Raw genomic sequence first — 22,649 nt, 5'->3', positions numbered from 1 at the left:
CTGGCCCGCCGTGGACCGGGGCCCGCGCCGTCCGTCGGGGCCCCACCGGAGGGCGCCCGGGCCCACCCGGTGGGCGCCGTGGCGGCACTCGCCGCGCCCGGCCGGGTGGCCCGCCGTGTGCCCGGTACCGAGACCTGGCTCCTGGCCTCGGGCACCCGCGCGGCGCTGCCCCACGGGGCCGAGGCGCTGCGCGGACAGGAGTGGCTCGCCGTGGCGGAGGCCGGCCGGGTGGTCGGCGAGTCCGCGGGCACCGGCGCGCTGATCCGGGCGGCCGCGCCGCTGGACGAGGGCACCGCGCGCACCGCCGCCGCGGCCCTGCTGCGGGAGGAGACCGTCGCCTCGTGGTCGGGCGAGCGGCTCGTGGGCCGGCGCCGCGTCCTGCTCGGCCGCATCGTCCTCACCGAGGGGCCCGGCGAGGTGACGGCGCAGGCGGCGCGGGACGCCGTCGTCGCCCGGCTCGCCGAGGCGGGTCTGGCCGGATTCGAGGGCGGCTCCCCGGAGCGGCCCGGCCCGGGGGAGCGGCTGCGCCGGCGCGTGCAGCTGCTGCACCGCGTCCTCGGCGCGCCCTGGCCGGACATGACGGACGGCGCATTGGCCGAGCTGGAGCCGTTCACCGCGGCGGCGGCCGCCGAGCTGGCCGCGGGCCGGTCCGTGCGCTCCGTGGACGCGGCCGGGCTGCTGCGCGGTCTGCTGCCCTGGCCCGAGGCGGGACGGCTGGACGAGCTCGCGCCCGAGGCGCTCGAGGTCCCCAGCGGGCGCCGGGTGCGGCTGGACTACCCGGCCACGGACCAGGACACCGCCCCCGTGCTGGCCGCCAAGCTGCAGGAGTTCCTGGGCGCGGAGGCCACGCCCGCCGTGGCGGACGGCCGCCGGCCGGTGGTGCTGCACCTGCTCTCCCCGGCCGGGCGCCCGCTCGCGGTCACCGCGGACCTGCCCTCCTTCTGGGCCGGGCCGTACGCCCACGTCAGAGCGGAGAACCGCGGTCGCTACCCCAAGCATCCGTGGCCGGAGGACCCCGCGAGCGCCCGGCCCACCGCGCTGACGAACCGCCGACTCCAGAGGTGACGCACAGCGGGGCGGGTCATCGCGCGGGGTAGGGTCTACGTCACACTCCACCGAGGAAGAATGAGGTCGAGCACCGATGAGACAGACCCGGTCCCGGGTCGCACGGAGGGCCTCCCTGGCCTCCGCGGCGGCCGCCGGGGCGCTCCTGATGGCCGGCTGCGCGCCGGCGGAGGAGAACCCCACCCTCACCTGGTACACCAACCCCGACGACGGCGGGCAGGCGGAGATCGCGAAGATCTGCTCCGACGCCGCAGGCGGCCGCTACACCATCGAGACGTCGATGCTCCCCAACGACGCGGCGTCCCAGCGCGAGCAGCTGACCCGCCGGCTCGCCGCCGGTGACACCTCCATGGACATCATGTCCCTGGACCCGCCCTTCATCCCCGAGCTGGCCGAGCCGGGCTTCCTCGCCCCCGTGCCGCAGGACGTCCAGCAGCACGCCCGGGAGAACACGCTCGAGGGCGCGCTCGCCGGCGCGATGTGGAAGGACACGATGGTGTCCGTGCCCTTCTGGGCCAACACCCAGCTGCTCTGGTACCGCAAGTCGGTGGCCGAGGAGGCGGGTCTGGACATGTCCCAGCCCGTGACGTGGGACCAGCTCATCGAGGCCGCCCGCCAGACGGACACCGAGCTCGGCGTCCAGGGCAACCGCGCCGAGTCCATGACCGTGTGGGTGAACGCCCTCGTGGAGGGCGGCGGCGAGAGCATCATCGCCGACCCGGCCGCCCCGGCGGACGAGGTCCGGACCAACCTGGACTCCGAGGCCGGCCGCAAGGCCGCCGAGATCATCTCCACCATCGGCAGGGAGGGCCTGGGCTCCGCCGGCCTGCCCACGCAGGCCGAGAACGAGTCCATGCTGCTCTTCCAGGGGGACACCGGCTCCTTCATGGTCAACTGGCCCTTCGTGTGGCCGGCCACCCTGAAGTCGGCCGAGTCCGGTGCGCTGCCGGCGGACCTGCCCGAGGACATCGGCTGGACCACCTACCCCCGCACGATGGAGGGCCAGGAGGCCGCCCCGCCGCTGGGCGGCATCAACCTGGGCGTCGGTGCGAAGTCCGAGCACCCGGACCTGGCCTACGAGGCGATCTCCTGCATCACCAGCGCGGAGAACCAGGCCCTGTACTTCAAGGGCAACGGCAACCCGGCCGCGGATCCGAAGGCCTACGAGGACCCCGAGGTGCTCGAGCAGTACCCCATGGCCCCGGTCATCCGTGAGTCCCTGGACAAGGCCGCTCCGCGCCCGCAGACCCCGTACTACAACGAGGTCTCCACGGCCATCCAGCTGAGCTTCACGCCGCCGTCCGCCGTCGACCCGGCCACCACGCCGGCCCAGACGGACCAGTTCATCCAGGAAGTCCTGCGAGGGGAGCGTCTGCTGTGAGCACCGCCGTCGAGTCCACACCCCGCACGAGGGGGCGGACCACGTCCGCGCGCGCGAAGTCGGAGGCCCGCCTCGGCTGGCTGCTGGCCGGGCCCGCATTCTTCGTCATGCTGTTCGTGGTCCTGTACCCGATCGCCCAAGCCCTGTACGACTCCCTGTTCACGTACCGCCTCACGGCGCCGGACGACCGTGAGTTCGTGGGCCTGGGCAACTACGGGGTCATCCTGTCCGACCCCGTGTTCTGGCAGGACCTGGGGGTGACCGTCCTGATCACGGTGGTCACCGTGGTCGTCGAGCTGATCCTCGGCTTCCTGCTGGCCCTGGCCATGCACCACGCCATCACGCACACCCGCGGCCTGATCCGCACCATGATCCTGGTGCCCTACGGCATCATCACCGTGGTCTCCGCATTCGCGTGGTACTACATGTTCTCGATCGACTCGGGCTTCATCAACAACTGGTTCAGCTGGGTCCCGGGCGTCACCGCGGACCTGAACTGGTTCGCCCAGGGCTCCACGGCGCTGTCCGTGATCATGCTCTCCGAGATCTGGAAGACCACCCCGTTCATCTCCCTGCTCCTGCTGGCCGGCCTGGCCCAGGTGCCGGGCGACCTCACCGAGGCCGCGCAGGTGGACGGCGCGACGTGGTGGCAGCGCATGAAGCTCGTCATCCTGCCGAACATGAAGGCCTCCATCATGGTGGCGGTGCTGTTCCGCGCGATGGACGCGTTCCGCATCTTCGACGCCGTCTACATCATGACCAACGGCGCCTACGGCACCGAGGTCCTGTCCCTGCTGGCCTACCGCACGTCCATCGGCCGGCTGGAGATCGGCATGGGCTCGGCGATCTCCGTGATCCTGTTCCTGTGCGTGGCGCTGATGGCGTTCATCGCCGTGAAGGTCTTCAAGGTGGACCTGGCCGACCGAGGAGGTTCCAAGTGAGCACCGGCAACCCCATCCCCGCTCCCCAGGAGCAGGTGACCACGCGGCCCGGCACCGAGGACCGCCATCCCGAGGCCGGCGAGGCCGTCGGCCGCCGGGACGTGGCGCCCGAGACCGTCCGTCGCGGACGCCGCGGCAAGGGCACCCTGCTGTGGTGGATCCTCGCCGTCGTGATCGGCGTGTGGTGCCTGTTCCCGCTGTTCTCGATCTTCGCGACCTCCTTCAAGTCGCCCTCGGACCTCGCGAACGGCCGGCTGCTGCCGACCTCGTGGGACTCCGTGAACTACGAGGAGATCTTCGTGGGCGGCTCTCGGGAGCTGTTCCTCACCGCGCTGCGCAACTCGATCGGCATCACGGTGATCGCCACCCTGATCGCGGTGGTCCTGGCCACCCTGGCGGCCTACGCGATCGCCCGCCTGGACTTCCCGGGCAAGCGGCTCGTGCTGACCGTGTCCCTCATGGTCTCCATGTTCCCGGTGATCTCCCTGGTCACGCCGCTGTTCAACATGTGGCGCGTGCTGGGCCTGTACGACACGTGGCTCGGCCTGATCATCCCCTACCTGTCCCTCACCCTCCCGATCTCCATCTGGACGCTCGCCGCGTTCTTCAAGCAGATCCCGTGGGAGCTGGACCAGGCCGCGCAGGTGGACGGCGCCACGCCGCTGCAGGCGTTCCGCAAGGTGATCGTCCCGCTCGCCGCCCCCGGCGTGTTCACGACGGCGATCATCGCCTTCTTCATCGCCTGGAACGACTTCGTCTTCGGCATCTCGCTGACCTCCACCGAGACCGCCCGCACGGTGCCCGCCGCGCTCGCGTTCTTCACCGGCGCCTCGCAGTTCGAGTCGCCGACCGGCGCGATCTCCGCCGCGGCGATCGTCGTGACCATCCCGATCGTGATCCTGGTGCTGCTCTTCCAGCGCCAGATCGTGGCCGGCCTGACCAACGGCGCGGTCAAGGGCTGAGGCCCTCCACGCGAGACCTGAGAAAGGATCCCTGAACGATGGCCTCCATCACCCTGAACCACATCGAGAAGATCTACGACGACGGCTACCACGCCATCCGGGACGTGAACCTGGACATCGAGGACGGCGAGTTCGTCATCCTCGTGGGGCCCTCCGGCTCCGGCAAGTCCACGCTGCTGCGCATGATCGTGGGCCTCGAGGACATCTCCGACGGCGAGCTGCTGATCGACGGCCGCCGCGTGAACGAGGCGGCCCCCAAGGACCGCAACCTCGCCATGGTGTTCCAGAACTACGCCCTGTACCCGCACCTGTCGGTGTACGAGAACATCGCGTTCCCGCTGCGCCTGGCCAAGGACTCCTCCCTCACCGAGGAGGCCATCGACCGCAAGGTGCGCGACGCCGCCCGCGTGCTCGAGCTCCAGGACCACCTGGAGCGCAAGCCCGGCAACCTCTCCGGCGGCCAGCGCCAGCGCGTGGCCATGGGCCGCGCGATCGTCCGCGAGGCGGACGCGTTCCTGTTCGACGAGCCGCTGTCCAACCTGGACGCCAAGCTGCGCGGCCAGATGCGCGCCGAGATCTCGCAGCTGCAGCGCCGCCTGGCCACCACGTCCGTGTACGTGACCCACGACCAGACCGAGGCCATGACCCTCGGCGACCGCGTGGCCGTGCTGAAGAAGGGCGTGCTGCAGCAGGTCGCGTCCCCCCGCGAGCTCTACGAGCAGCCGCTGAACCTGTTCGTGGCCGGCTTCATCGGCTCCCCGTCGATGAACTTCCTGCCCGTCTCCGTGCGGCAGCAGGGCGGGGAGTACGTGCTGTCCTCCCCGATCGGCGACATCCCGGTGCCCGCCGAGAAGGCCCGGAGGGCCGAGGGGCGGGACATCGTGTTCATGGGCCTGCGCCCGGAGTTCTTCCAGGACGCCGAGCTGGTCGAGGACCACAAGCGCCCGAACGGCTCCGAGTTCGAGGCCACCCTGACCCACCTCGAGTGGCTGGGCCACGAGCAGTACGGCTACATCGAGTTCGAGCCGGACCCCAAGGTCGCCGAGCTGCTGTCCTCCCTGGCCAAGGACCTCGACGCGGACGAGCTGCGGCCCGTCGTCGTGGCCACCCTGTCCGCGGAGTCCACCGCCCGTCCGGGTGTGCCGACCCGCCTGTGGGTGGACACCACCCGCATCCACCTGTTCGACCCGGAGACCGGCGAGAACCTCACCCGCGACGCGGAGGCCGGCGCCGAGCTGACCCGCCGCACCGCGGAGGCCCGCCGCCGCCAGATCGAGGCGGCCCAGGCCCGGGACGCCCAGGACCGTGACGTCACGACGCGCGGCGGGCAGGCGCCGGCCGCACCGGCCCAGCCCCGCCCGGCGCAGGGCGCGCACGCCGCGGACCGCTGAGCCGGCCGGGCCACGGCCCGCCGCATGCCACGGGGGCCACGGGGCCCGTCCCCTCCATCACGGAGGGGGCGGGCCCCGTCGTCGTCGGGTGCGTGCGTCAGCCCTGCTGCGCCTCCCGGTGGGCGGCGGCGAGCTCGAGGTAGGTGCGGGCGTTGACCTTCAGGCCCTCCCGCTCCTCGTCGGTGAGCGGACGGCGGACCTTCGCCGGGACGCCGGCCACGAGCGAGCCCGCGGGCACGTCGGCGCCCTCGAGGACGAGGGCGCCGGCGGCCACGAGTGAGCCGGCGCCGATCCGGGCGCCGTTCATCACGGTGGCGGACATGCCGATCAGACAGTCGTCGCCCACGGTCGCCCCGTGGACCACGGCGGAGTGGCCCACGGAGACGCCGGAGCCCAGGGTGCAGGGGAAGTCCGCGTCCGCGTGGAGCACCACGTTGTCCTGCAGGTTGGTGCGCTCGCCCACGCGGATGGCGGCGGAGTCGCCGCGCACGGAGACCCCGTAGAACGCGGAGGAGCGCTCGGCCATCTCGACGTCGCCGGTGATCGCGGCGGTGGGGGCGAGGAAGACGGACTCGTGGACGCGGGGCGTGGCGCCCCGCACGGTGAGGAGGTGTGCCATGCCCCCAGGCTAGGGGGCGGGCTCAGCTGAAGACGACCGTCCGGTGCCCGTCCAGGAGCACGCGGTGCTCGGCGTGCCAGCGCACGGCCTGCACCAGGGTGGCGCCCTCCACGTCCTGGCCGCGGCGCACGAACTCCGCCACGGTCTGCGCGTGGGTCACGGGCTGCACCGACTGCGCGATGATCGGGCCCTCGTCCAGGTCCGCGGTGACGTAGTGGGCGGTGGCGCCGATGAGCTTCACGCCGCGCTCGTGGGCCTGGTGGTACGGCCGCGCGCCCTTGAAGGAGGGCAGGAACGAGTGGTGGATGTTGATGGCCATGCCCTCTAGGTCCCGGCACAGCTCGTCCGAGAGGATCTGCATGTAGCGGGCCAGGACCACGAGGTCCACGTCGTGCTCGCGGATCAGCTCGCGCAGCCGCTGCTCCGCCGCCTCCTTGGTGTGCCCCGCGGCGGGGTCGGAGGAGACGGGCACGTGGACGAACGGCACCCCGTGGAACGCGGCGAGGGGCTCGAGGTCCCGGTGGTTGGAGACCACCACGGGGATCTCGACGGCGAGCCCGCCGGTGCGCTGCTGGAAGAGCAGGTCGTTGAGGGTGCGCCCGTCCCTCGAGCACATCACGAGGGTGCGCATGGGCCGGTCCGCGTCCCACACCTGCAGGTGCACGCGGAACCGCTCGACGGCCTCGGCCAGGGCCTCCCGGATCCGCTCGAGCGGCGCGGGGGAGTCCACGGCCACGCGGAGGAAGAAGGCGCCCGTGTCGGGGGAGTGGTACTGCTGCGACTCGGTGATGTTCGCCCCCTCGCCGAGGAGGGCGCCGGTGACGGCGTGCACGATCCCGGGACGGTCCGGGCAGGAGAGGGTGAGGACGAGGCGGTGCGGGGCGGGGGCGGTCTCCATCCGGCGATGGTATCGGCGGGCGGGGTCGCCGGGCGCCGCGCGACGCCGCGACGGCGTGGTTGACGGGCCCGGGATGTGGGATATTCGGGGGAGGACCGCCTGACCGGCGGCGACGCGGCACATCTCCGGCCCGACCGGCGGGGCGGCGTCCGATTCACACCAGAGGAGCGCACCATGCCCCAGAGCACGCTGTACTGGATCATCGGCATCATCATCGTGGTGCTTGTGATCCTCATCATCACGACCGCCGTGCGGTCGTCGCGCCGCCGTGAGGAGGCCGCCGTCGAGGCCGCCCCGCGCGCCGCCGCGCAGCCGGCCGCCACCACCGCGGCCGCCACCCAGGGCGGCGCCGTGGGCGCCGTCGCCGACCGGGACCGCACCGACTCGGACGCCGACGCCGACGCCCGCCGTGCGGCCGACGCCCAGGCCCGCGAGGAGACCGCGGTGACCGGGGCCGGCGCGTTCGACGCGAAGACCGCCGAGAAGAAGAAGTCCGGCTCCACGGCCGCGCCGCGTCCTGCCGAGTCCGAGGACACCCGTGACGCCGAGGCCCGCCCGGCCTCGGCCCTGTCCACGTTCGACGCGGCCGAGGTGGACCGCCGCGCGTCGGCCGGTGACACCGACCGCGACGGCGCCGCCGACGCGGCTCCGCTGGGCCTGGCCGCGGCCGGCGTGGCGGGCGGCACGGGCGTGACCGTGGACGACGCCGCCACCGGCGCCGCCCTGCCCGAGCCCCTGGGCGCCTCCTCCGACGCGTCCGCCGAGGCCGACCGTCGCCCGCGCCTGGGCACGCCCGCCCCGGCCGAGGCCTCCGCCGCCTCGGACGACGCCGATCGCACCGCGGTGCCCGGCGTGGCCGGCGGCGCGGGCGTGGCCGTGGACAAGGCCGAGGAGAAGGCCGAGGACACCGTGCCGGAGCTCTCCGAGGACGAGGCCCTCTCTCGTCCCGTGGCCGGCCTGCCCGGCATGCCGGGTCGCGTCGAGGTCACCGAGGACCAGCGCCGCTCCGCGGAGGCCGAGGTCGAGTCCTCGGCCACGGGCCGGGCCACGGCCTCCTCCGACACCCCGGCCGAGACCGTGCCGGGCACCACGCCGCTCACCGGCCAGGACGCCCTGATCGAGGCGCCGGAGCACGCCCATGAGGCGCCCGAGCCGATCTTCGAGACGCCGGCCTACATCCAGGACTCCACCACCGGCCAGGACCCCACGAAGGACCTGCCGGAGGGCCAGGTGTACGGCACCACCCCGCTGACCGGCGAGGACGCCGTCATCGAGGCGCGCGCCGACGTCGCCGAGACCGCCGAGTCGACCGGCTCCGCCGACCGTGCGGACCGCGCCGAGGACACCGTGCGCCCGGCCGTCTCCGGCACGGACCACGTGGCCGTGCCCGGCGTGGCCGGCGGCGACGGCGTCCAGGTGGACGCCGCCCCGGTCGAGGCCGTCCGTCCGTCCGCCAACGCCCCGCAGGACTCGGTGGTCCCCACCGGCCACGGCGTGGAGGTCGGCGACCGCGGCGAGGCCGTGGCCGGGCGCCCGGCCCCCTCGAAGCTCGAGGCGGTCAAGGCGACCGTCGTGGAGACGGCGGGCACCGTGGGCAAGACCGCCGGCACCGCGGCCGCCAAGGCCGCCCCGGTCGTCGGCTCGGCCGCCCGCACCGTGGGCAAGGCGGCCGGCACCGTCGCCTCGACCCTGAAGGACAAGCTGGCGGACGCGCAGGGCCGCCGCTGGGGCCGCAAGTGACCCCGTGAGGTCCTGACACACGAGGAGGCCCCCGCAGCGTCACGCTGCGGGGGCCTCCTCGTGTGCGGCGAGCAGGTCATCCGTCGGCGGGCATGCCCGGGATGTCGTCGCCCTGGTTCTTCCGGTGCTGGGCCTCGATGCGCTCGCCGATGGACTGGTCCACGTTCTTCCAGTACTGGAAGGCGTTGGACAGCACCGGCTCCTTCACGCCGTCGAGCGCGCCGGCCACGGTCTGCACGAACTCCTCGCGCTCCTCGTCCGTGAAGACCTCACGGACCAGGGTGCCGGCCTGGCCGAAGTCGTCGTCGTCCTGGCGCAGGGCCTGGGACGCGCGCACGAGCTCGCCGTCCGACTCCCAGGAGTCCTCCACCGGGCCGGTCTGGTCCGACCACGGGTCTCCGAACGAGTTCGGGGCGTACGTGGAGCGGGCACCGGTGTGGTGGTAGTTCATCTGGCCGTCGAAGGCGTAGGCGTCCACGCCGTTCTTCGGGGCGTTGACCGGCAGCTGGTGGTAGTTGACGCCGATCCGGTACCGGGCGGCGTCGTTGTACGCGAAGGCGCGGCCCAGCAGCATGCGGTCCGGGGACAGGCCGATGCCCGGGACGGTGTCGCCCGGGGAGAAGGCGGCCTGCTCGATCTGCGCGAAGTGGTTCTCCGGGTTCCGGTTCAGGGTCATGGTGCCGACCTTGATCCGGGGGTAGTCCTTCTGCGAGATGGTCTTGGTGAGGTCGAAGGGGTTGAACCGGTAGGTCTTGCCCTCCTCGTAGGGGATCACCTGGACGTGCAGGTCCCACTTCGGGAAGTCGCCCTTCTCGATGGACTCGAAGAGGTCCTGCCGGTGGAAGTCGGCGTTCTTGCCGGCCATCCGCTCGGCCTCGTCGTTGGTGAAGTGGTGCACGCCCTGCTGGGAGATGAAGTGGTACTTCACCCAGTGCTTCTCACCGGCCTCGTTGATCCACATGTAGGTGTGGGAGCCGTAGCCGTTCATCTCGCGCCACGTGCGGGGCAGGCCGCGCGGCCCCATCAGGTAGGTCACCTGGTGGGCGGACTCGGGGTTCTGGGTCCAGAAGTCCCACTGCATGGTGCCGTCGCGCAGGCCGGAGTCCGGCAGGCGCTTCTGGGAGCGGATGAAGTGGGTGAACTTCATGGGGTCGCGCACGAAGAAGATCGGCGTGTTGTTGCCCACGAGGTCGTAGTTGCCCTCGTCCGTGTAGAACTTCAGGGAGAAGCCGCGCACGTCGCGCCAGGTGTCCGGGGAGCCCAGCTCGCCGGCCACCGTGGAGAAGCGCGCCAGCATCTCGGTCGTGGCGCCCTTCTGGAAGAGGGCGGCCTTCGTGTACTGCGAGACGTCCTCGGTGGTCTCGAAGACGCCGAACGCGCCGGAGCCCTTGGCGTGCGGGCGGCGCTCGGGGATGTTCATCCGGTTGAACTGCTGGTGCGTGTCCAGCAGGTGCGTGTCGTGCAGGACGATCGGGCCCTCGGTGCCCACCGTCAGGGACTGGCGGTCGCTGACCGCCGGGGCGCCGTTCAGGCGCGTGGACCGCTGGTTCTCGGTCATGGGGTGCTCCTTCCGTCGGAAGACGTGGCCGTCCCGGGGAGGAGGTCCGCCGAGGTGGCCGCATCCACCATCGCATGGATTGGAACGATTCAGAAGTAGCGCCCGGCGTGCCGTCCGGTGCGGCGGCCGCCGCCCGCGGGCGGGTCCGCGGCGGGCGGGCCCGCACTAGGATGAGGCCACCGACGCGGCCCGCGCCGCGGACACCAAGCGAAGGGAACCACCGTGACCCACACGCCCGACATCACCACGCTGCCGCTCTCCGAGGTGGACCCGGAGATCGCCCAGGCGCTCGCGGACGAGCTCGGCCGCCAGCGCGGCACGCTCGAGATGATCGCCTCCGAGAACTTCGTGCCGCGCGCGATCCTGCAGACGCAGGGCTCGGTGCTCACCAACAAGTACGCCGAGGGCTACCCGGGGCGCCGCTACTACGGCGGCTGCGAGTTCGTGGACGTCGCGGAGAACCTCGCCATCCAGCGCGCCAAGGACCTGTTCGGCGCGGAGCACGCCAACGTGCAGCCGCACGCCGGCGCGCAGGCCAACGTCGCGGTGATGACCGCCCTGATGGACCATGGGGACACCATGATGGGCCTGTCCCTGGCCCACGGCGGCCACCTGACCCACGGCATGAAGATCAACTTCTCCGGCAAGAACTACAAGATCGCCGCCTACGAGGTGGAGCCGGACACCCACCGGATCGACATGGACAAGGTGCGCGAGGCCGCCAAGGCCGCCCAGCCCAAGGTGATCGTCGCCGGCTGGTCCGCCTACCCGCGCCAGCTGGACTTCGCCGCCTTCCGCGAGATCGCCGACGAGGTCGGGGCCCGGCTGTGGGTGGACATGGCGCACTTCGCCGGCCTCGTGGCCGCGGGCCTGCACCCGAACCCGGTGCCGCACGCCGACGTCGTCACCTCCACCGTGCACAAGACCCTCGCCGGTCCGCGCTCGGGCTTCATCCTCTCCACGGAGGAGCTGAAGAAGAAGATCGACTCCGCCGTGTTCCCGGGCCAGCAGGGCGGCCCGCTGATGCACGCGATCGCCGGCAAGGCCGTGGCGTTCAAGATCGCCGGCTCGGCGGACTTCAAGGAGAAACAGGAGCGCACCCTGGAGGGCGCCCGGATCCTGGCCGAGCGCCTCACCGCCCCGGACATGGCCGAGCTCGGCGTCTCCGTGCTCACGGGCGGCACGGACGTCCACATGGTGCTCGTGGACCTGCGCGAGTCGCAGCTGGACGGCAAGCAGGGCGAGGACGTCCTGCACGAGGTCGGCATCACCGTGAACCGCAACTCCGTGCCGTGGGACCCGCGCCCGCCGATGACCACCTCCGGTCTGCGCATCGGCACCCCGGCCCTGGCCTCTCGCGGCTTCGGCGAGGCCGAGTTCCGCGAGGTCGCCGAGATCATCGCCGCCGCCCTGAAGCCCTCGCCGGACGTCGAGGCCCTGCGCGCCCGCGTCGTGAAGCTCACCGAGGACTTCCCGCTCTACGACGGCCTCGAGGAGTGGTGATCGGCCGATGACGGCACAGACGCTGGACGGCAGGGCCACCGCGGCCGCCGTCAAGGAGGAGCTGCGCGCCCGCGTGGCGGCCCTCGCCGAGCGCGGCCTCACGCCGGGCCTGGGCACCGTCCTGGTGGGCGAGGACCCGGGCTCGCAGAAGTACGTGGCGGGCAAGCACCGCGACTGCGCCGAGGTCGGCATCCGCTCCATCCAGAAGGAGCTGCCGGCGGACGCCACCGAGGAGCAGGTCCTCGCGGTGGTCCACGAGCTGAACGAGGACCCGGAGTGCACCGGGTACATCGTGCAGCTGCCGCTGCCGGAGCACGTGGACACCCAGAGGGTGCTCGAGGCCATCGACCCGGACAAGGACGCGGACGGCCTGCACCCCATGAACCTGGGCCGCCTCGTGGCCTCGGTGGGCGGGGAGCTGGACTCGCCGCTGCCGTGCACCCCCGCCGGCTGCGTGGAGCTGCTGAAGCACCACGGTGTGGAGCTGGCCGGCAAGCACGTGCTGGTGATCGGCCGCGGCGTGACCATCGGCCGCCCCGCCGGCCTGGTGCTCACCCGCCGCGAGGTCAACGCCACCGTGACCCTGGCACACACCGGCACCACCAACCTGGACGAGCTGCTGGCCGAGGCGGACGTGGTCATCGCCGCCGCCGGCTCCGCCCACATGGTGAAGCCGGAGCAGGTCAAGGACGGCGTGATCGTCCTGGACGTGGGCGTCTCCCGCGTCGAGGGCGAGGACGGAAAGGCGCGGATCCTCGGCGACGTCGACCCGGCCGTGGCCGAGAAGGCCGCCTGGATGGCGCCGAACCCGGGCGGCGTGGGCCCGATGACCCGCGTCATGCTGCTGGCCAACGTGGTCCAGGCCGCCGAGCGCGCGGCCGCCGACCAGAACGGGGAGGGCGGGGCCCGCTGACCCGAGCCGCGCCCCACCTCCGCCCCCCCGCGGATCCACTGCAGTTCTGACCCTTCTTAGGCGGAAATCCCCGTTCAGAAGGGTCAGAACCGCAGTCGATCCGGCGGCGGTGGGGCCCGTAGGATCACACGGTGTGAGCCACCCCACCTCGACAGCCCTCTCCTCGGTCATCCGGGCCCGCGGCCTGCGCAAGCACTACGGCGACTTCCACGCGGTCCAGGGCATCGACCTGGACGTGCGGCCGGGGGAGTGCTTCGGCCTGCTCGGCCCCAACGGCGCGGGCAAGTCCACCACCATGCGCATGCTCGCGGGCGTCTCGCAGCGCACGGCCGGTGAGCTGTCCATCATGGGGATCGACCCGGAGCAGGACGGTCCGGCGGTGCGCGCGCACCTGGGCGTGGTGCCGCAGCAGGACAACCTGGACGAGGAGCTCACCGCCCGGGACAACCTGCTCATCTACGGCCGCTACTTCGGCCTGCCGTACTCCTACCTGCGGCCCAAGTCCCTCGAGCTGCTGGAGTTCGCGCAGCTGACGGACAAGGCGGACACCAAGGCGGACGCGCTCTCGGGCGGCATGAAGCGCCGCCTGGTGATCGCCCGCGCGCTGGTGAACGAGCCGCGGCTGCTCCTGCTGGACGAGCCCACCACGGGCCTGGACCCGCAGGCCCGCCACATCCTCTGGGACCGCCTCTACCGGCTGAAGGAGCGCGGCACCACCCTCGTGCTCACCACGCACTACATGGACGAGGCCGAGCAGCTCTGCGACCGCCTCGTGGTGGTGGACGGCGGGCGGATCATGGCCGCCGGCACCCCGCGCGAGCTGATCCGCGAGCACGCCTCCCGCGAGGTCCTCGAGGCCCGCTTCGGCACGGACCGCAACGAGGCCGCCGCCGAGGTGCTGGGCGCCGAGACCCGCGTGCACCGCATCGAGGTGCTCCCGGACCGCGTCCTGCTCTATGGGGACCACGCGGACGACCTGCACGACGCCGTCACCGCCCTCGTCGAGGCCGGCCGCGTCGACGAGCCCGTCACCTCCCTGACGCGCCGCGCCTCCCTCGAGGACGTCTTCCTGATCCTCACCGGCCGCACCCTGGTGGACTGAGCATGGCCGCCCCCTCGCAGTCCGCCACCGCCGCCGGCGCGGCCGCCCCGGCCCCGCTGACGCCCCCGCACACCCCGGCGCAGACGGCCGCGCGGGTGCGGCGCCGCGGCGTCTGGTACTTCGCCGAGCACCAGCTGCGCAGCATGCGCGCGTACTGGTCCGTGATCGTGGCCAACGCCGTCGGCGAGCCGCTGGTGTACCTGCTGGCCATGGGCCTCGGCCTGGCCACCCTGATCGGCGGCGGAGCGTCCCAGGACGTCCTCGGCGGCGCCACCTATCTGCAGTTCATCGCCCCGGCCCTGCTGGCGGCCTCGGCCCTGATGACCGCCTCCGTGGAGTTCTCCTACCCGGTGATGGACGGCTTCCGCTGGCACCGGCTCTACTACGCCGCGCAGGCCACCCCGCTGTCCCCGGCGCAGATCGCGCGCGGGCACCTGCTGGCGGTCTCGCTGCGGTTCCTCACGCAGTCGCTCGTGTTCCTCCTGGTCATGGCCGCGTTCGGCGCCACGGACTCCCCGTGGGCGTGGGTCCAGGTCCTCACCGCCACGCTCGGTGGCCTGGCGGTCGGCACCTGGGTCATGGCGTTCGCGGCCTCCCTGAAGGAGGAGAAGGGCCAGTTCGCCCTGCTGCAGCGGTTCGTGATCATGCCGCTCTTCCTGTTCTCCGCCACGTTCTACCCGCTCACCCAGCTGCCCCTGGCGCTGCGGTGGATCGGCTGGATCTCCCCGCAGTGGCACGCCGCGCAGCTGGGCCGCGTCCTGTCCTACGGCATGCCGAACCCGGCCTGGCTGACGGCCGTGCACGTGCTGTACCTCGTGGTGCTCGCCGTCTCCGGCGCCGCGGTGGCCGTGCGCATCTACACCCGCCGCCTGGGCTGGCGTCCCGGCCAGCCGGACCCGGACGCCGTCGCGCGCCCGGAGGAGGCGGCCCGCGGCTCCGTGCTCAGCCGACGCGCGGACCGCGCCGGCGCCTCGGGCGCCGCAGACCACGACGCCGGCCCCGTCCCCTCCGCCGTGCCCGCCGTCCCCCCGATGCCGGAGGTCACGGTCCGCGCGGGGGCGCTGTCCGGCATGTACTCCGGCAACATCCGCGCGGTCCTGGAGCGGGCGTTCCTGTCCCTGAAGTCGAACAACTGGTCCGTGTTCGTCTCCGGCTTCGCCGAGCCGGTCCTCTACCTGCTGTCCCTGGGGATCGGCCTGGGCTCCCTGGTGGGCGAGATGACCGGCCCGAGCGGCGAGCCGGTGCCGTACGGCATGTACATCGCCCCCGCGCTGCTGGCGGTCTCCGCCATGAACGGCGCGGTCTACGACTCCACCTGGAACGTGTTCTTCAAGCTGCGCTTCGCGAAGACGTACCAGACCATGCTCGCCACGCGGCTGGGCCCGCTGGACGTGGCCCTCGGCGAGATCCTCATGGCCCTGTTCCGCGGCGGGGTCTACGCCACCGGCTTCCTGATCGTCATGACGCTCATGGGCCTGGTGACCAGCTGGACCGCCGTGCTCATGGTCCCGGGTGCGCTGCTGGTGGCGTTCGGATTCGCCGCGGTGGGCATGGCGGCCACCAGCTTCATGAAGACGTTCCAGCAGATGGACTGGATCACCATGCTGATGCTGCCGATGTTCCTGTTCTCCGCCACGTTCTTCCCGCTGGAGGTCTACCCGCAGCCCGTGCAGTGGGTCATCCAGGCGCTGCCGCTGTGGCACGCGGTGGAGATGATGCGCCAGCTGGCCGTCGGTGCGCTGTCCTGGGCCACGGGCGGCCACATCCTCTACTTCCTGGTGATGGTGGCCGTGGGCCTGGTGCTCGCCTCCCGGCGCCTGGCGGCACTCTTCCTGCGCTGAGCCGGCGCGGACGGCTCCCGCCCCCGCCCCAGGCACCTCCCCCGCCCCCACGGATCCACTGCGGTTCTGACCCTTCTCAGCACGGAATCCCGGCTCAGAAGGGTCGGAACCGCAGTCGATTCCGGAGAGGGGGGGGAGGGGGAGAGGCCTCACGCGGCGGCGCGCTCCCGAGGACGGCGGCGCGCCAGGTCCGCGAAGGCGATCCCCGTCGTCGCGGCCCAGCACACGCCGACCATCACCAGCGCGGCGGAGCCGGCGTGGGCGTACTCCGCGGCCGAGGGCTCCCCGCCCGAGGCCGCGGAGGCCGCGCCGAGCGCGGCGAAGAACGCACCCATCACCACGGACAGGCCCAGGGCCGTGCCGGTGCGCTGCGCGGTCTGGGCCACGCCGCCGGCCGCCCCGGCCTCGTGCCCCTGGACGTCGTCCATCATGAGCACCTGCGCCGTGGTGAGGATCAGCGCCTGGGAGACCGCCATGACCGCGAGCGCCACCGCCACGGTCCACGGACTCCACGCGCCGGCGGCGGAGCGCTCGAAGGCCTGCCAGAGCAGGATGAGGGAGACCAGGCCCACCACGCCGCCGACGGCCACGAGGCGCGGCCCGTGGCGCTGCACGCGCGCGCCGGCCCAGGGGGAGAGCCCGGCCTGCACGGCGGCGCCGGGCAGGGTGGCCAGGCCGGAGGCGAGGGCGCTGAATCCGAGGCCCTGCTGCAGGAACACGGCGGTGACCGCGAACACGGCGGGCATGGTGGCCAGGAACAGGGTGGACTCCGCCGCGCCGATGGTGAAGGACGCGCGGCGGAACAGCGCGGGGTCCACCATGGGGGCGACCCCGGTGCGGGCCTGGGCGGCCTTCACGCGCCGCTCCCACAGCCACCACGCCGTGCCGAGCACGGCCGCGGCGGCCAGCAGCCACCACGTGCCGGGCACGATGAAGGGGACCATGAGGGACACGCTGGCGGCGCCGAGGAGGACGGCGCCCACCGGGTCGAGGGCCGCCAGGCCGCCGCGGACCGGGGTGTCGGCGCCCCGCACGCGGGTGTCCGGGGCGAGCCACACCGCGCCCATGGCGATCGCGAACAGCCCCACCGGGGCGTTCATCAGGAAGGTGGCGCGCCAGCCCCAGTCGGGCCCCAGGGCGCCGATGAGCAGGCCGCCCAGCAGCGGCCCCACGGCGACGCCGAGGCCCACCACCATCCCGAACAGCCCGTACGCCCGGCCGCGGGCCCGGCCTGAGAAGTGGGACTGGATGAACCCGATCACCTGCGGGTTGAACACGCCCGCGCCCACGCCGGTCACCAGGCGTCCGACGTTGAGCCACAGGGGGTCCGGGGCCAGCCCGGAGACGAGGGAGCCGAGCACGTAGAGGCCGATCCCCGCTAGGAACAGGGGCTTGCGCCCCCACAGGTCGCCGGCGCGGCCCGCGGCCACCAGCACGACGCCGAAGGTCAGCGTGTACCCGGAGAGCACCCACTGCAGGTCCGCCGGGGAGGCGTCGATGCCCCGCTCGACGGCCGGCAGGGCCACGTTCACCACGGACACGCTCATCAGGGCCAGGAACAGCGGGATGAGCAGGACCGAGAGGATGCGGCGCTGGGCGGCGGTGAACGCGCCGGCGTCGGCCGGGGAGGGGGAGGGGGTCACCGGCCCAGCCTAGGCGTGCGCCGGGCGGTGCGGTGCGGGCCGGCGTCGTGGATTCGGACGCGGGCCCGCCGGTGCGGGATGATGGGAGGAGTCCGACATCCACATGAGGAGCACACCCATGCCCCAGAGCATCCCGTCCGGGTCCCGCCCCGCCGCCGCCCCGCGCGCCGGCCTGGCGATCGGCTCGACCGGCTTCACGGTGATGATCATCGTGCTGCTGGTGGCCATCGTCTTCGCGGCCAACGCCAACGACCTCATCGGCTGGCTGGTGGTGGCGATCGCCGCGGCCTGGCTGGTGTTCGCCGTCGTGGTGTTCCTGCAGGTCCGCCGGGGGGTGCGCTCCGCCTCGCAGAAGGTGGACCGGACGGTCGAGCAGATGCGCTCGGACGCCGCGGCGCTGCGCGGCCCGCAGCAGCCGGCGCCCGCCGCGGCGGCCCCCGCCCCGGCCGGCGACCCGATGCGGGACACCAAGCTGGACCACTCCTTCAAGATCGTCCAGGTGCAGGCCCGTGTGGTGAAGGAGCAGCTGGACTCCGCCGACGGCGGGGACCGCGAGATGGTGGACCGCGCCCTGGAGACCATCCAGATCACCGCGTCCAACGCGCGGGACATGATGAAGGAGGGCCGCGGGGAGTCCGAGGGCCCCGTGACCGGGACGGTGGTGTCCTGATGCCGGACCGGACCCCCACGACGGACACGGGCCACCCGCCGGAGCCCGCCCCGGGCGAGCCGATCGTCCACGCGAACGCCGGCGCCCCCAAGGCGGACGGCGCCGTGCGCGTGGCCACCGTCAACGTCAACGGCGTCCGCGCCTCGCACCGCAAGGGCATGGCCGGCTGGTTCGCCGGCCGCGGCGTGGACGTGCTGACCATGCAGGAGGTCCGCGCCCCGCGGGCGATCGTCGAGAAGCTGGTCCCGGAGATCGTGGGCGGGGAGTGGGACGAGGTCCACCTGGCCGACGCCGAGGCCGAGGCCAAGGGCCGGGCCGGCGTCGCGATCGCCTCCCGCTTCCCCCTCGAGGACGTGCGCGTGGGCATCGGTGACGCGGACGCGTACTTCGACGCGGCCGGCCGCTGGATCGAGGCGGACGTGCGCCTGCCGGACGGCTCGCTGCTGACCGTGGTGTCCGCCTACGTGCACTCCGGCGAGGTGGACACCCCCAAGCAGGAGGACAAGTACCGGTTCCTGGACGAGATGGTCCGCCGCCTCGGGGAGCTCGCCGCGCAGGACCATCCGGCCCTGGTCACCGGTGACCTCAACGTGGGCCACACCGAGCGGGACATCAAGAACTGGCGGGGCAACGTGAAGAAGGCCGGGTTCCTCCCCGAGGAGCGGGCGTACTTCGACCGGTTCTTCGGCGAACTCGGCTTCACGGACGTGGGCCGCGCCCAGGCCGGCGACGTCCCCGGGCCCTACACGTGGTGGTCCATGCGCGGGAAGGCGTTCGACAACGACGCCGGCTGGCGCATCGACTACCACATGGCCACCGCGGACCTCGCCGCCCGGGCGACCTCCGCCGTCGTGGACCGCGCCCCCACGTGGGGCACCCGCTTCTCCGACCACGCCCCGCTCGTGGCCGACTACCAGTACTGACCGGCCCGAGGAGGACCACGATGACCGAGCAGACCCCCGTCGACGCCGCCGCCCCCGACACCGGCGGGCCGCGCCGGCCCACCGTGGCGGACGTGCTGGCCCAGGACGCCGGCCGCACCGCCCACCTGGCCGGCGCCTCCGCGCGCCACCGCGTGCTCTCCGGCATGCAGCCCTCGGCCGACTCGCTGCACCTGGGCAACTACCTGGGCGCCCTCGTGAACTGGGTGAGGGTGCAGGACGACTTCGACGCCTTCTACTTCATCCCCGACCTGCACGCCATCACGGTGCCGCAGGACCCCGAGGCCCTCGCCCAGCGGACCCGCGTGGCGGCGGCGCAGTACATCGCCGGCGGCATCGACCCCGAGCGCTCCGTGCTGTTCGTGCAGTCCCAGGTGCCCGAGCACGCCCAGCTGGCGTGGGTGCTGACCTGCATGACGGGCATGGGCGAGGCGATGCGCATGACCCAGTTCAAGGACAAGTCGGCGAAGCAGGGCCAGGACGCCGCCGGGGTCGGGCTGCTGGCCTACCCCATGCTGATGGCCGCGGACATCCTGCTGTACCAGCCGCACGGCGTGCCCGTCGGCGACGACCAGCGCCAGCACGTCGAGCTCACCCGCGACCTCGCCCAGCGGTTCAACCACCGCTACGGCGAGACGTTCGTGGTGCCCGCCGGCTTCTACCCGGAGACCGGCGCGCGCATCTACGACCTGCAGGCCCCGACATCGAAGATGTCCAAGTCGGCCGCGTCCCCGAACGGCCTGATCAACATCCTCGAGGAGCCGAAGAGGACCGCCAAGAAGATCAAGTCGGCGGTCACCGACGACGGCACCGAGGTCCGCTTCGACCGGGAGGCCAAGCCCGGCGTGTCCAACCTGCTGACCATCCTCTCCGCGGTCACGGACACCCCGATCCCCGTGCTCGAGGAGCGGTTCGCCGGGCAGATGTACGGCCACCTCAAGGTGGCGGTGGCGGACGCCGTCGTCGAGCGCCTGGCCCCCGTGCGCGAGCGCGCCCTGGAGCTGCTGGACGACCCGGCGGAGCTGGACCGCATCCTCGCCGCCGGCGCCGCGAAGGCCCGTGAGGTGGCCACCCCCGTCCTCGAGGACGTCTACGCGAAGGTCGGCTTCCTGCCGCCGCTGCGCTGAGCCGCGCGGGCCCGCGCGGCCCCGCCTCGCAGGACCGGCCCCGCCGGCGACTTCCTCCCGGGGTCGCTGGCGGGGCCGGCCGCATCTCCGACCCATGGGGGAGGGGCGGGGCACAGCGCCGTGTCAGGATGGCGGGGTCGGACCGCGTCGGGCGGCCGGCGGACGGAGGGAGAGCGAACGCATGTCCACGGTCTACGAGGCACCGCCCGTGGCGGGTGCGCCGGGCGGCGAGGAGCCCGTCCTGGAGACGGAGAACCTCGTGAAGGTGTACGGGCGGGGGGCCTCGCGCTTCGACGCGCTCAAGGGCGTCACCCTGCAGATCGGACGCGGTGAGTCCGTCGCCGTGGTCGGCAAGTCCGGCTCCGGCAAGTCCACCCTCATGCACCTGCTGGCGCTGCTCGACCAGCCGACGGCCGGCGTCGTCGCGATGGACGGCCGTCCCGTCTCCCAGCTGAAGGCGCGGGAGGTGACCCGCCTGCGCAACGAGCGCTTCGGCTTCGTGTTCCAGCAGTTCTTCCTCAACCCGGGGCAGACGGTCCTGGAGAACGCCGTCCTGCCGCTGAAGATCGCCGGCGTCGGCCACGCCGAGCGCACGCGTCGCGGCATGGCGGTGCTCGAGCGCCTCGAGCTCGACGACAAGGCCAAGAACCGCGCCACGGACCTCTCCGGCGGCCAGAAGCAGCGCGTGTGCATCGCCCGCGCCCTGGTCAACGAGCCCACCGTGCTCTTCGCGGACGAGCCCACCGGCAACCTGGACTCCGCCACCTCGGCGGCCGTGGAGGACATCCTCTTCGGCCTGCACCGGGACGAGGGCATCACCCTCGTGGTGGTCACCCACGACGACGACCTCGCGGCCAAGTGCGGCCGTCGCCTGGAGATGCAGGACGGCCGGATCGTCTCCGACGAGCGCGCCGGCCTGCGCCCGGGGGTCGCGCCCGCCGCCCTCGCCCCGACCTGGACGGAGGCCCGCCCGTGAAGGCCCTCGACCTGGCCGGGACGGCCGTCACCAACACCCTGCGCTCGAAGCTGCGCACCTTCCTCACGGTGATCGCGATCGTGATCGGCGCGTTCACCCTGACCCTGACCAGCGGTCTGGGCACCGGGATCAACAAGTACGTGGACACCATGGTGGAAGGCTTCGGCGCCCCCGACGAGCTGACGGTGTCCAAGCAGGCCAACACGCAGGCGGCGATGCCCGGCGGCGCGCCCACCGAGTACGATCCGGACGCCGTGGCCTCCGGTGAGATGTTCGGCATGCCCCTGCTCACCCAGGAGGACCTGGACGCCATCCGCGCCACCGAGCACGTCACGGACGTGGAGACCGCCCGCCTGGTGGAGCCGGACTACATCGAGGGCGCCGACGGGCGGCAGTGGGAGGTGCCGTTCATGGGCGCCTCGTTCGAGATCGACATGCTCTCCCTGGCGGCCGGCCGTGCGCCCGCGGCGGACGGGGACGCCCTCGAGGTGACGGTGCCCACCGACTGGGTGGAGTCCCTCGGCGGGTCCGTCCCCCAGGAGGTGGTGGGCCAGGAGGTCACCCTCGTGGCCTCCGACCCGCTCGGCGCGCAGTCCGGCGTGGACGCCACCGTCGTCGGCGTGACGGAGCCGGTGGCCTCCGGCTCCGGCGCGGGACCCGTGCCCTCCCCGGAGCTCGAGCAGCGACTGCACGACGTGACCACGCAGGGCCTGCCCGAGGAGCAGCGGAACACCTACTTCCAGGCCACCGTGACGGTCGATGGCATGCCGGAGAACGAGACCGCCGTGAAGACCGCGCTCGCCGAGCAGGGCTACCAGGCCCAGACGCTCGAGGACCAGCTGGGCGTGATCCGCGGGATCATCGACGCCGTGACGTGGGTGCTCAACGGCTTCGCCCTGATCGCCCTGCTGGCGGCGAGCTTCGGCATCATCAACACCCTGCTGATGGCCGTGCAGGAGCGCACGCGGGAGATCGGTCTCATGAAGGCCCTCGGCATGACGGGCGGCAGGATCTTCGGCCTGTTCACCCTCGAGGCCGTGGTCATCGGCCTCCTCGGGTCCCTGATCGGCGTGGGCCTCGGCGCGGCCGTGGGCCTGGTGGCCAACCAGGTGCTCACCCAGGGCGTCCTGAGCGGGGTGACCGGACTGATCCTCTTCGCGGTGGATCCGTGGGCGCTCCTGCTGATCGTGGGGCTGATCGTGGCCATCGCGTTCCTCGCCGGCACCCTCCCCGCCGCCCGCGCCGCCCGCAAGGACCCCATCGAGGCCCTGCGCCACGAGTGACGGCCGCCGCGCCGTCCGACCCCCGACCCCCGACCCCCACCGCACCTCGAGAACGGAGAGAGACCATGACGAACCAGGACCCGCAGTTCCAGAAC

General features: G+C 72.8%; 19 protein-coding genes. 15 read left to right on the top strand and 4 right to left on the bottom strand.

Annotation, left to right across the window (positions count from 1 at the left end; genetic code table 11):
* The 5 genes from Q4D18_RS06070 to Q4D18_RS06050 all read left to right on the top strand — a co-directional run.
* A partial coding sequence (locus Q4D18_RS06070) for an ATP-dependent helicase C-terminal domain-containing protein (protein ID WP_303126576.1) occupies window positions 1-1,065 on the top strand: 1,065 nt, incomplete at its 5' end.
* A 76-nt stretch (window positions 1,066-1,141) separates the two neighbouring features.
* On the top strand, window positions 1,142-2,446 hold the full coding sequence (locus tag Q4D18_RS06065) for an extracellular solute-binding protein (protein WP_303126575.1): 1,305 nt from the start codon (window positions 1,142-1,144) through the stop codon (window positions 2,444-2,446).
* Window positions 2,443-3,387 carry a carbohydrate ABC transporter permease gene (locus tag Q4D18_RS06060; RefSeq protein WP_303126574.1) on the top strand — a complete coding sequence of 315 codons (945 nt, stop codon included), beginning with the start codon at window positions 2,443-2,445 and terminating at the stop codon, window positions 3,385-3,387. The genes Q4D18_RS06065 and Q4D18_RS06060 overlap by 4 nt, the downstream gene beginning before the upstream one ends.
* 101 nt (window positions 3,388-3,488) lie before the next feature.
* Window positions 3,489-4,349, top strand: a complete 861-nt coding sequence (locus tag Q4D18_RS06055) for a carbohydrate ABC transporter permease (protein ID WP_303126579.1) — start codon at window positions 3,489-3,491, stop codon at window positions 4,347-4,349.
* 38 nt (window positions 4,350-4,387) lie between these two features.
* Window positions 4,388-5,740, top strand: coding sequence for an ABC transporter ATP-binding protein (locus Q4D18_RS06050; RefSeq protein WP_303126573.1), 1,353 nt, complete (start codon window positions 4,388-4,390; stop codon window positions 5,738-5,740).
* A gap of 97 nt (window positions 5,741-5,837) precedes the next feature.
* On the opposite strand, the gene Q4D18_RS06045 is transcribed toward Q4D18_RS06050, so the two are convergent.
* Window positions 5,838-6,359: a gamma carbonic anhydrase family protein gene (locus Q4D18_RS06045; RefSeq protein WP_303126572.1), complete on the bottom strand. Its 522-nt coding sequence runs from the start codon at window positions 6,357-6,359 to the stop codon at window positions 5,838-5,840.
* A gap of 22 nt (window positions 6,360-6,381) precedes the next feature.
* Entirely contained in the window at window positions 6,382-7,257 is an 876-nt protein-coding gene (gene purU, locus Q4D18_RS06040) for a formyltetrahydrofolate deformylase (RefSeq protein ID WP_303126570.1), read from the bottom strand.
* A 174-nt stretch (window positions 7,258-7,431) separates the two neighbouring features.
* Between purU and Q4D18_RS06035 the strand changes: the two genes are divergently transcribed.
* On the top strand, window positions 7,432-8,997 hold the full coding sequence (locus tag Q4D18_RS06035) for a hypothetical protein (protein ID WP_303126569.1): 1,566 nt from the start codon (window positions 7,432-7,434) through the stop codon (window positions 8,995-8,997).
* Window positions 8,998-9,073: 76 nt separating this feature from the next.
* Here Q4D18_RS06035 and Q4D18_RS06030 read toward each other — a convergent pair whose 3' ends face one another.
* Window positions 9,074-10,555 carry a catalase gene (locus Q4D18_RS06030; protein ID WP_303126568.1) on the bottom strand — a complete coding sequence of 494 codons (1,482 nt, stop codon included), beginning with the start codon at window positions 10,553-10,555 and terminating at the stop codon, window positions 9,074-9,076.
* A 222-nt stretch (window positions 10,556-10,777) separates the two neighbouring features.
* On the opposite strand from Q4D18_RS06030, the gene glyA reads away from it, so the two are divergent.
* The 4 genes from glyA (at window position 10,778) to Q4D18_RS11920 (ending at window position 15,914) form a co-directional block, all read left to right on the top strand.
* On the top strand, window positions 10,778-12,058 hold the full coding sequence (gene glyA / locus Q4D18_RS06025; RefSeq protein WP_303126567.1) for a serine hydroxymethyltransferase: 1,281 nt from the start codon (window positions 10,778-10,780) through the stop codon (window positions 12,056-12,058).
* A gap of 7 nt (window positions 12,059-12,065) precedes the next feature.
* Complete coding sequence (locus tag Q4D18_RS06020; protein ID WP_303126566.1) at window positions 12,066-12,971, top strand: bifunctional methylenetetrahydrofolate dehydrogenase/methenyltetrahydrofolate cyclohydrolase; 906 nt, start codon at window positions 12,066-12,068, stop codon at window positions 12,969-12,971.
* A 133-nt stretch (window positions 12,972-13,104) separates the two neighbouring features.
* Complete coding sequence (locus Q4D18_RS06015; protein WP_303126565.1) at window positions 13,105-14,073, top strand: ABC transporter ATP-binding protein; 969 nt, start codon at window positions 13,105-13,107, stop codon at window positions 14,071-14,073.
* Between the two features lie 2 nt (window positions 14,074-14,075).
* Window positions 14,076-15,914 (top strand): ABC transporter permease, encoded by a 1,839-nt coding sequence (locus tag Q4D18_RS11920; protein WP_368389635.1) that lies wholly within the window; start codon window positions 14,076-14,078, stop codon window positions 15,912-15,914.
* Window positions 15,915-16,063: 149 nt separating this feature from the next.
* On the opposite strand, the gene Q4D18_RS06000 is transcribed toward Q4D18_RS11920, so the two are convergent.
* On the bottom strand, window positions 16,064-17,557 hold the full coding sequence (locus Q4D18_RS06000; protein ID WP_303126563.1) for an MFS transporter: 1,494 nt from the start codon (window positions 17,555-17,557) through the stop codon (window positions 16,064-16,066).
* Between the two features lie 118 nt (window positions 17,558-17,675).
* Between Q4D18_RS06000 and Q4D18_RS05995 the strand changes: the two genes are divergently transcribed.
* The 5 genes from Q4D18_RS05995 to Q4D18_RS05975 all read left to right on the top strand — a co-directional run bounded on the left by Q4D18_RS05995 (window position 17,676) and on the right by Q4D18_RS05975 (window position 22,554).
* On the top strand, window positions 17,676-18,227 hold the full coding sequence (locus tag Q4D18_RS05995; protein ID WP_303126562.1) for a phage holin family protein: 552 nt from the start codon (window positions 17,676-17,678) through the stop codon (window positions 18,225-18,227).
* The gene (locus Q4D18_RS05990; protein ID WP_303126560.1) at window positions 18,227-19,150 is read left to right on the top strand and encodes an exodeoxyribonuclease III; all 924 of its coding nucleotides are present in this window, start codon (window positions 18,227-18,229) and stop codon (window positions 19,148-19,150) included. Before Q4D18_RS05995 ends, Q4D18_RS05990 begins: the two co-directional genes overlap by 1 nt.
* A gap of 20 nt (window positions 19,151-19,170) precedes the next feature.
* On the top strand, window positions 19,171-20,295 hold the full coding sequence (trpS, locus tag Q4D18_RS05985; protein WP_303126559.1) for a tryptophan--tRNA ligase: 1,125 nt from the start codon (window positions 19,171-19,173) through the stop codon (window positions 20,293-20,295).
* A 181-nt stretch (window positions 20,296-20,476) separates the two neighbouring features.
* On the top strand, window positions 20,477-21,271 hold the full coding sequence (locus Q4D18_RS05980; RefSeq protein WP_303126558.1) for an ABC transporter ATP-binding protein: 795 nt from the start codon (window positions 20,477-20,479) through the stop codon (window positions 21,269-21,271).
* Window positions 21,268-22,554 (top strand): ABC transporter permease, encoded by a 1,287-nt coding sequence (locus Q4D18_RS05975; protein ID WP_303126557.1) that lies wholly within the window; start codon window positions 21,268-21,270, stop codon window positions 22,552-22,554. Before Q4D18_RS05980 ends, Q4D18_RS05975 begins: the two co-directional genes overlap by 4 nt.
* Window positions 22,555-22,649: the final 95 nt, after the last annotated feature.

The organism is Micrococcus sp. (assembly GCF_030523875.1).
GTDB lineage: Bacteria > Actinomycetota > Actinomycetes > Actinomycetales > Micrococcaceae > Micrococcus.
The sequence above is the reverse complement of the archived record's forward strand: the minus strand, read 5'-3'. Positions and strand labels throughout refer to the sequence as shown.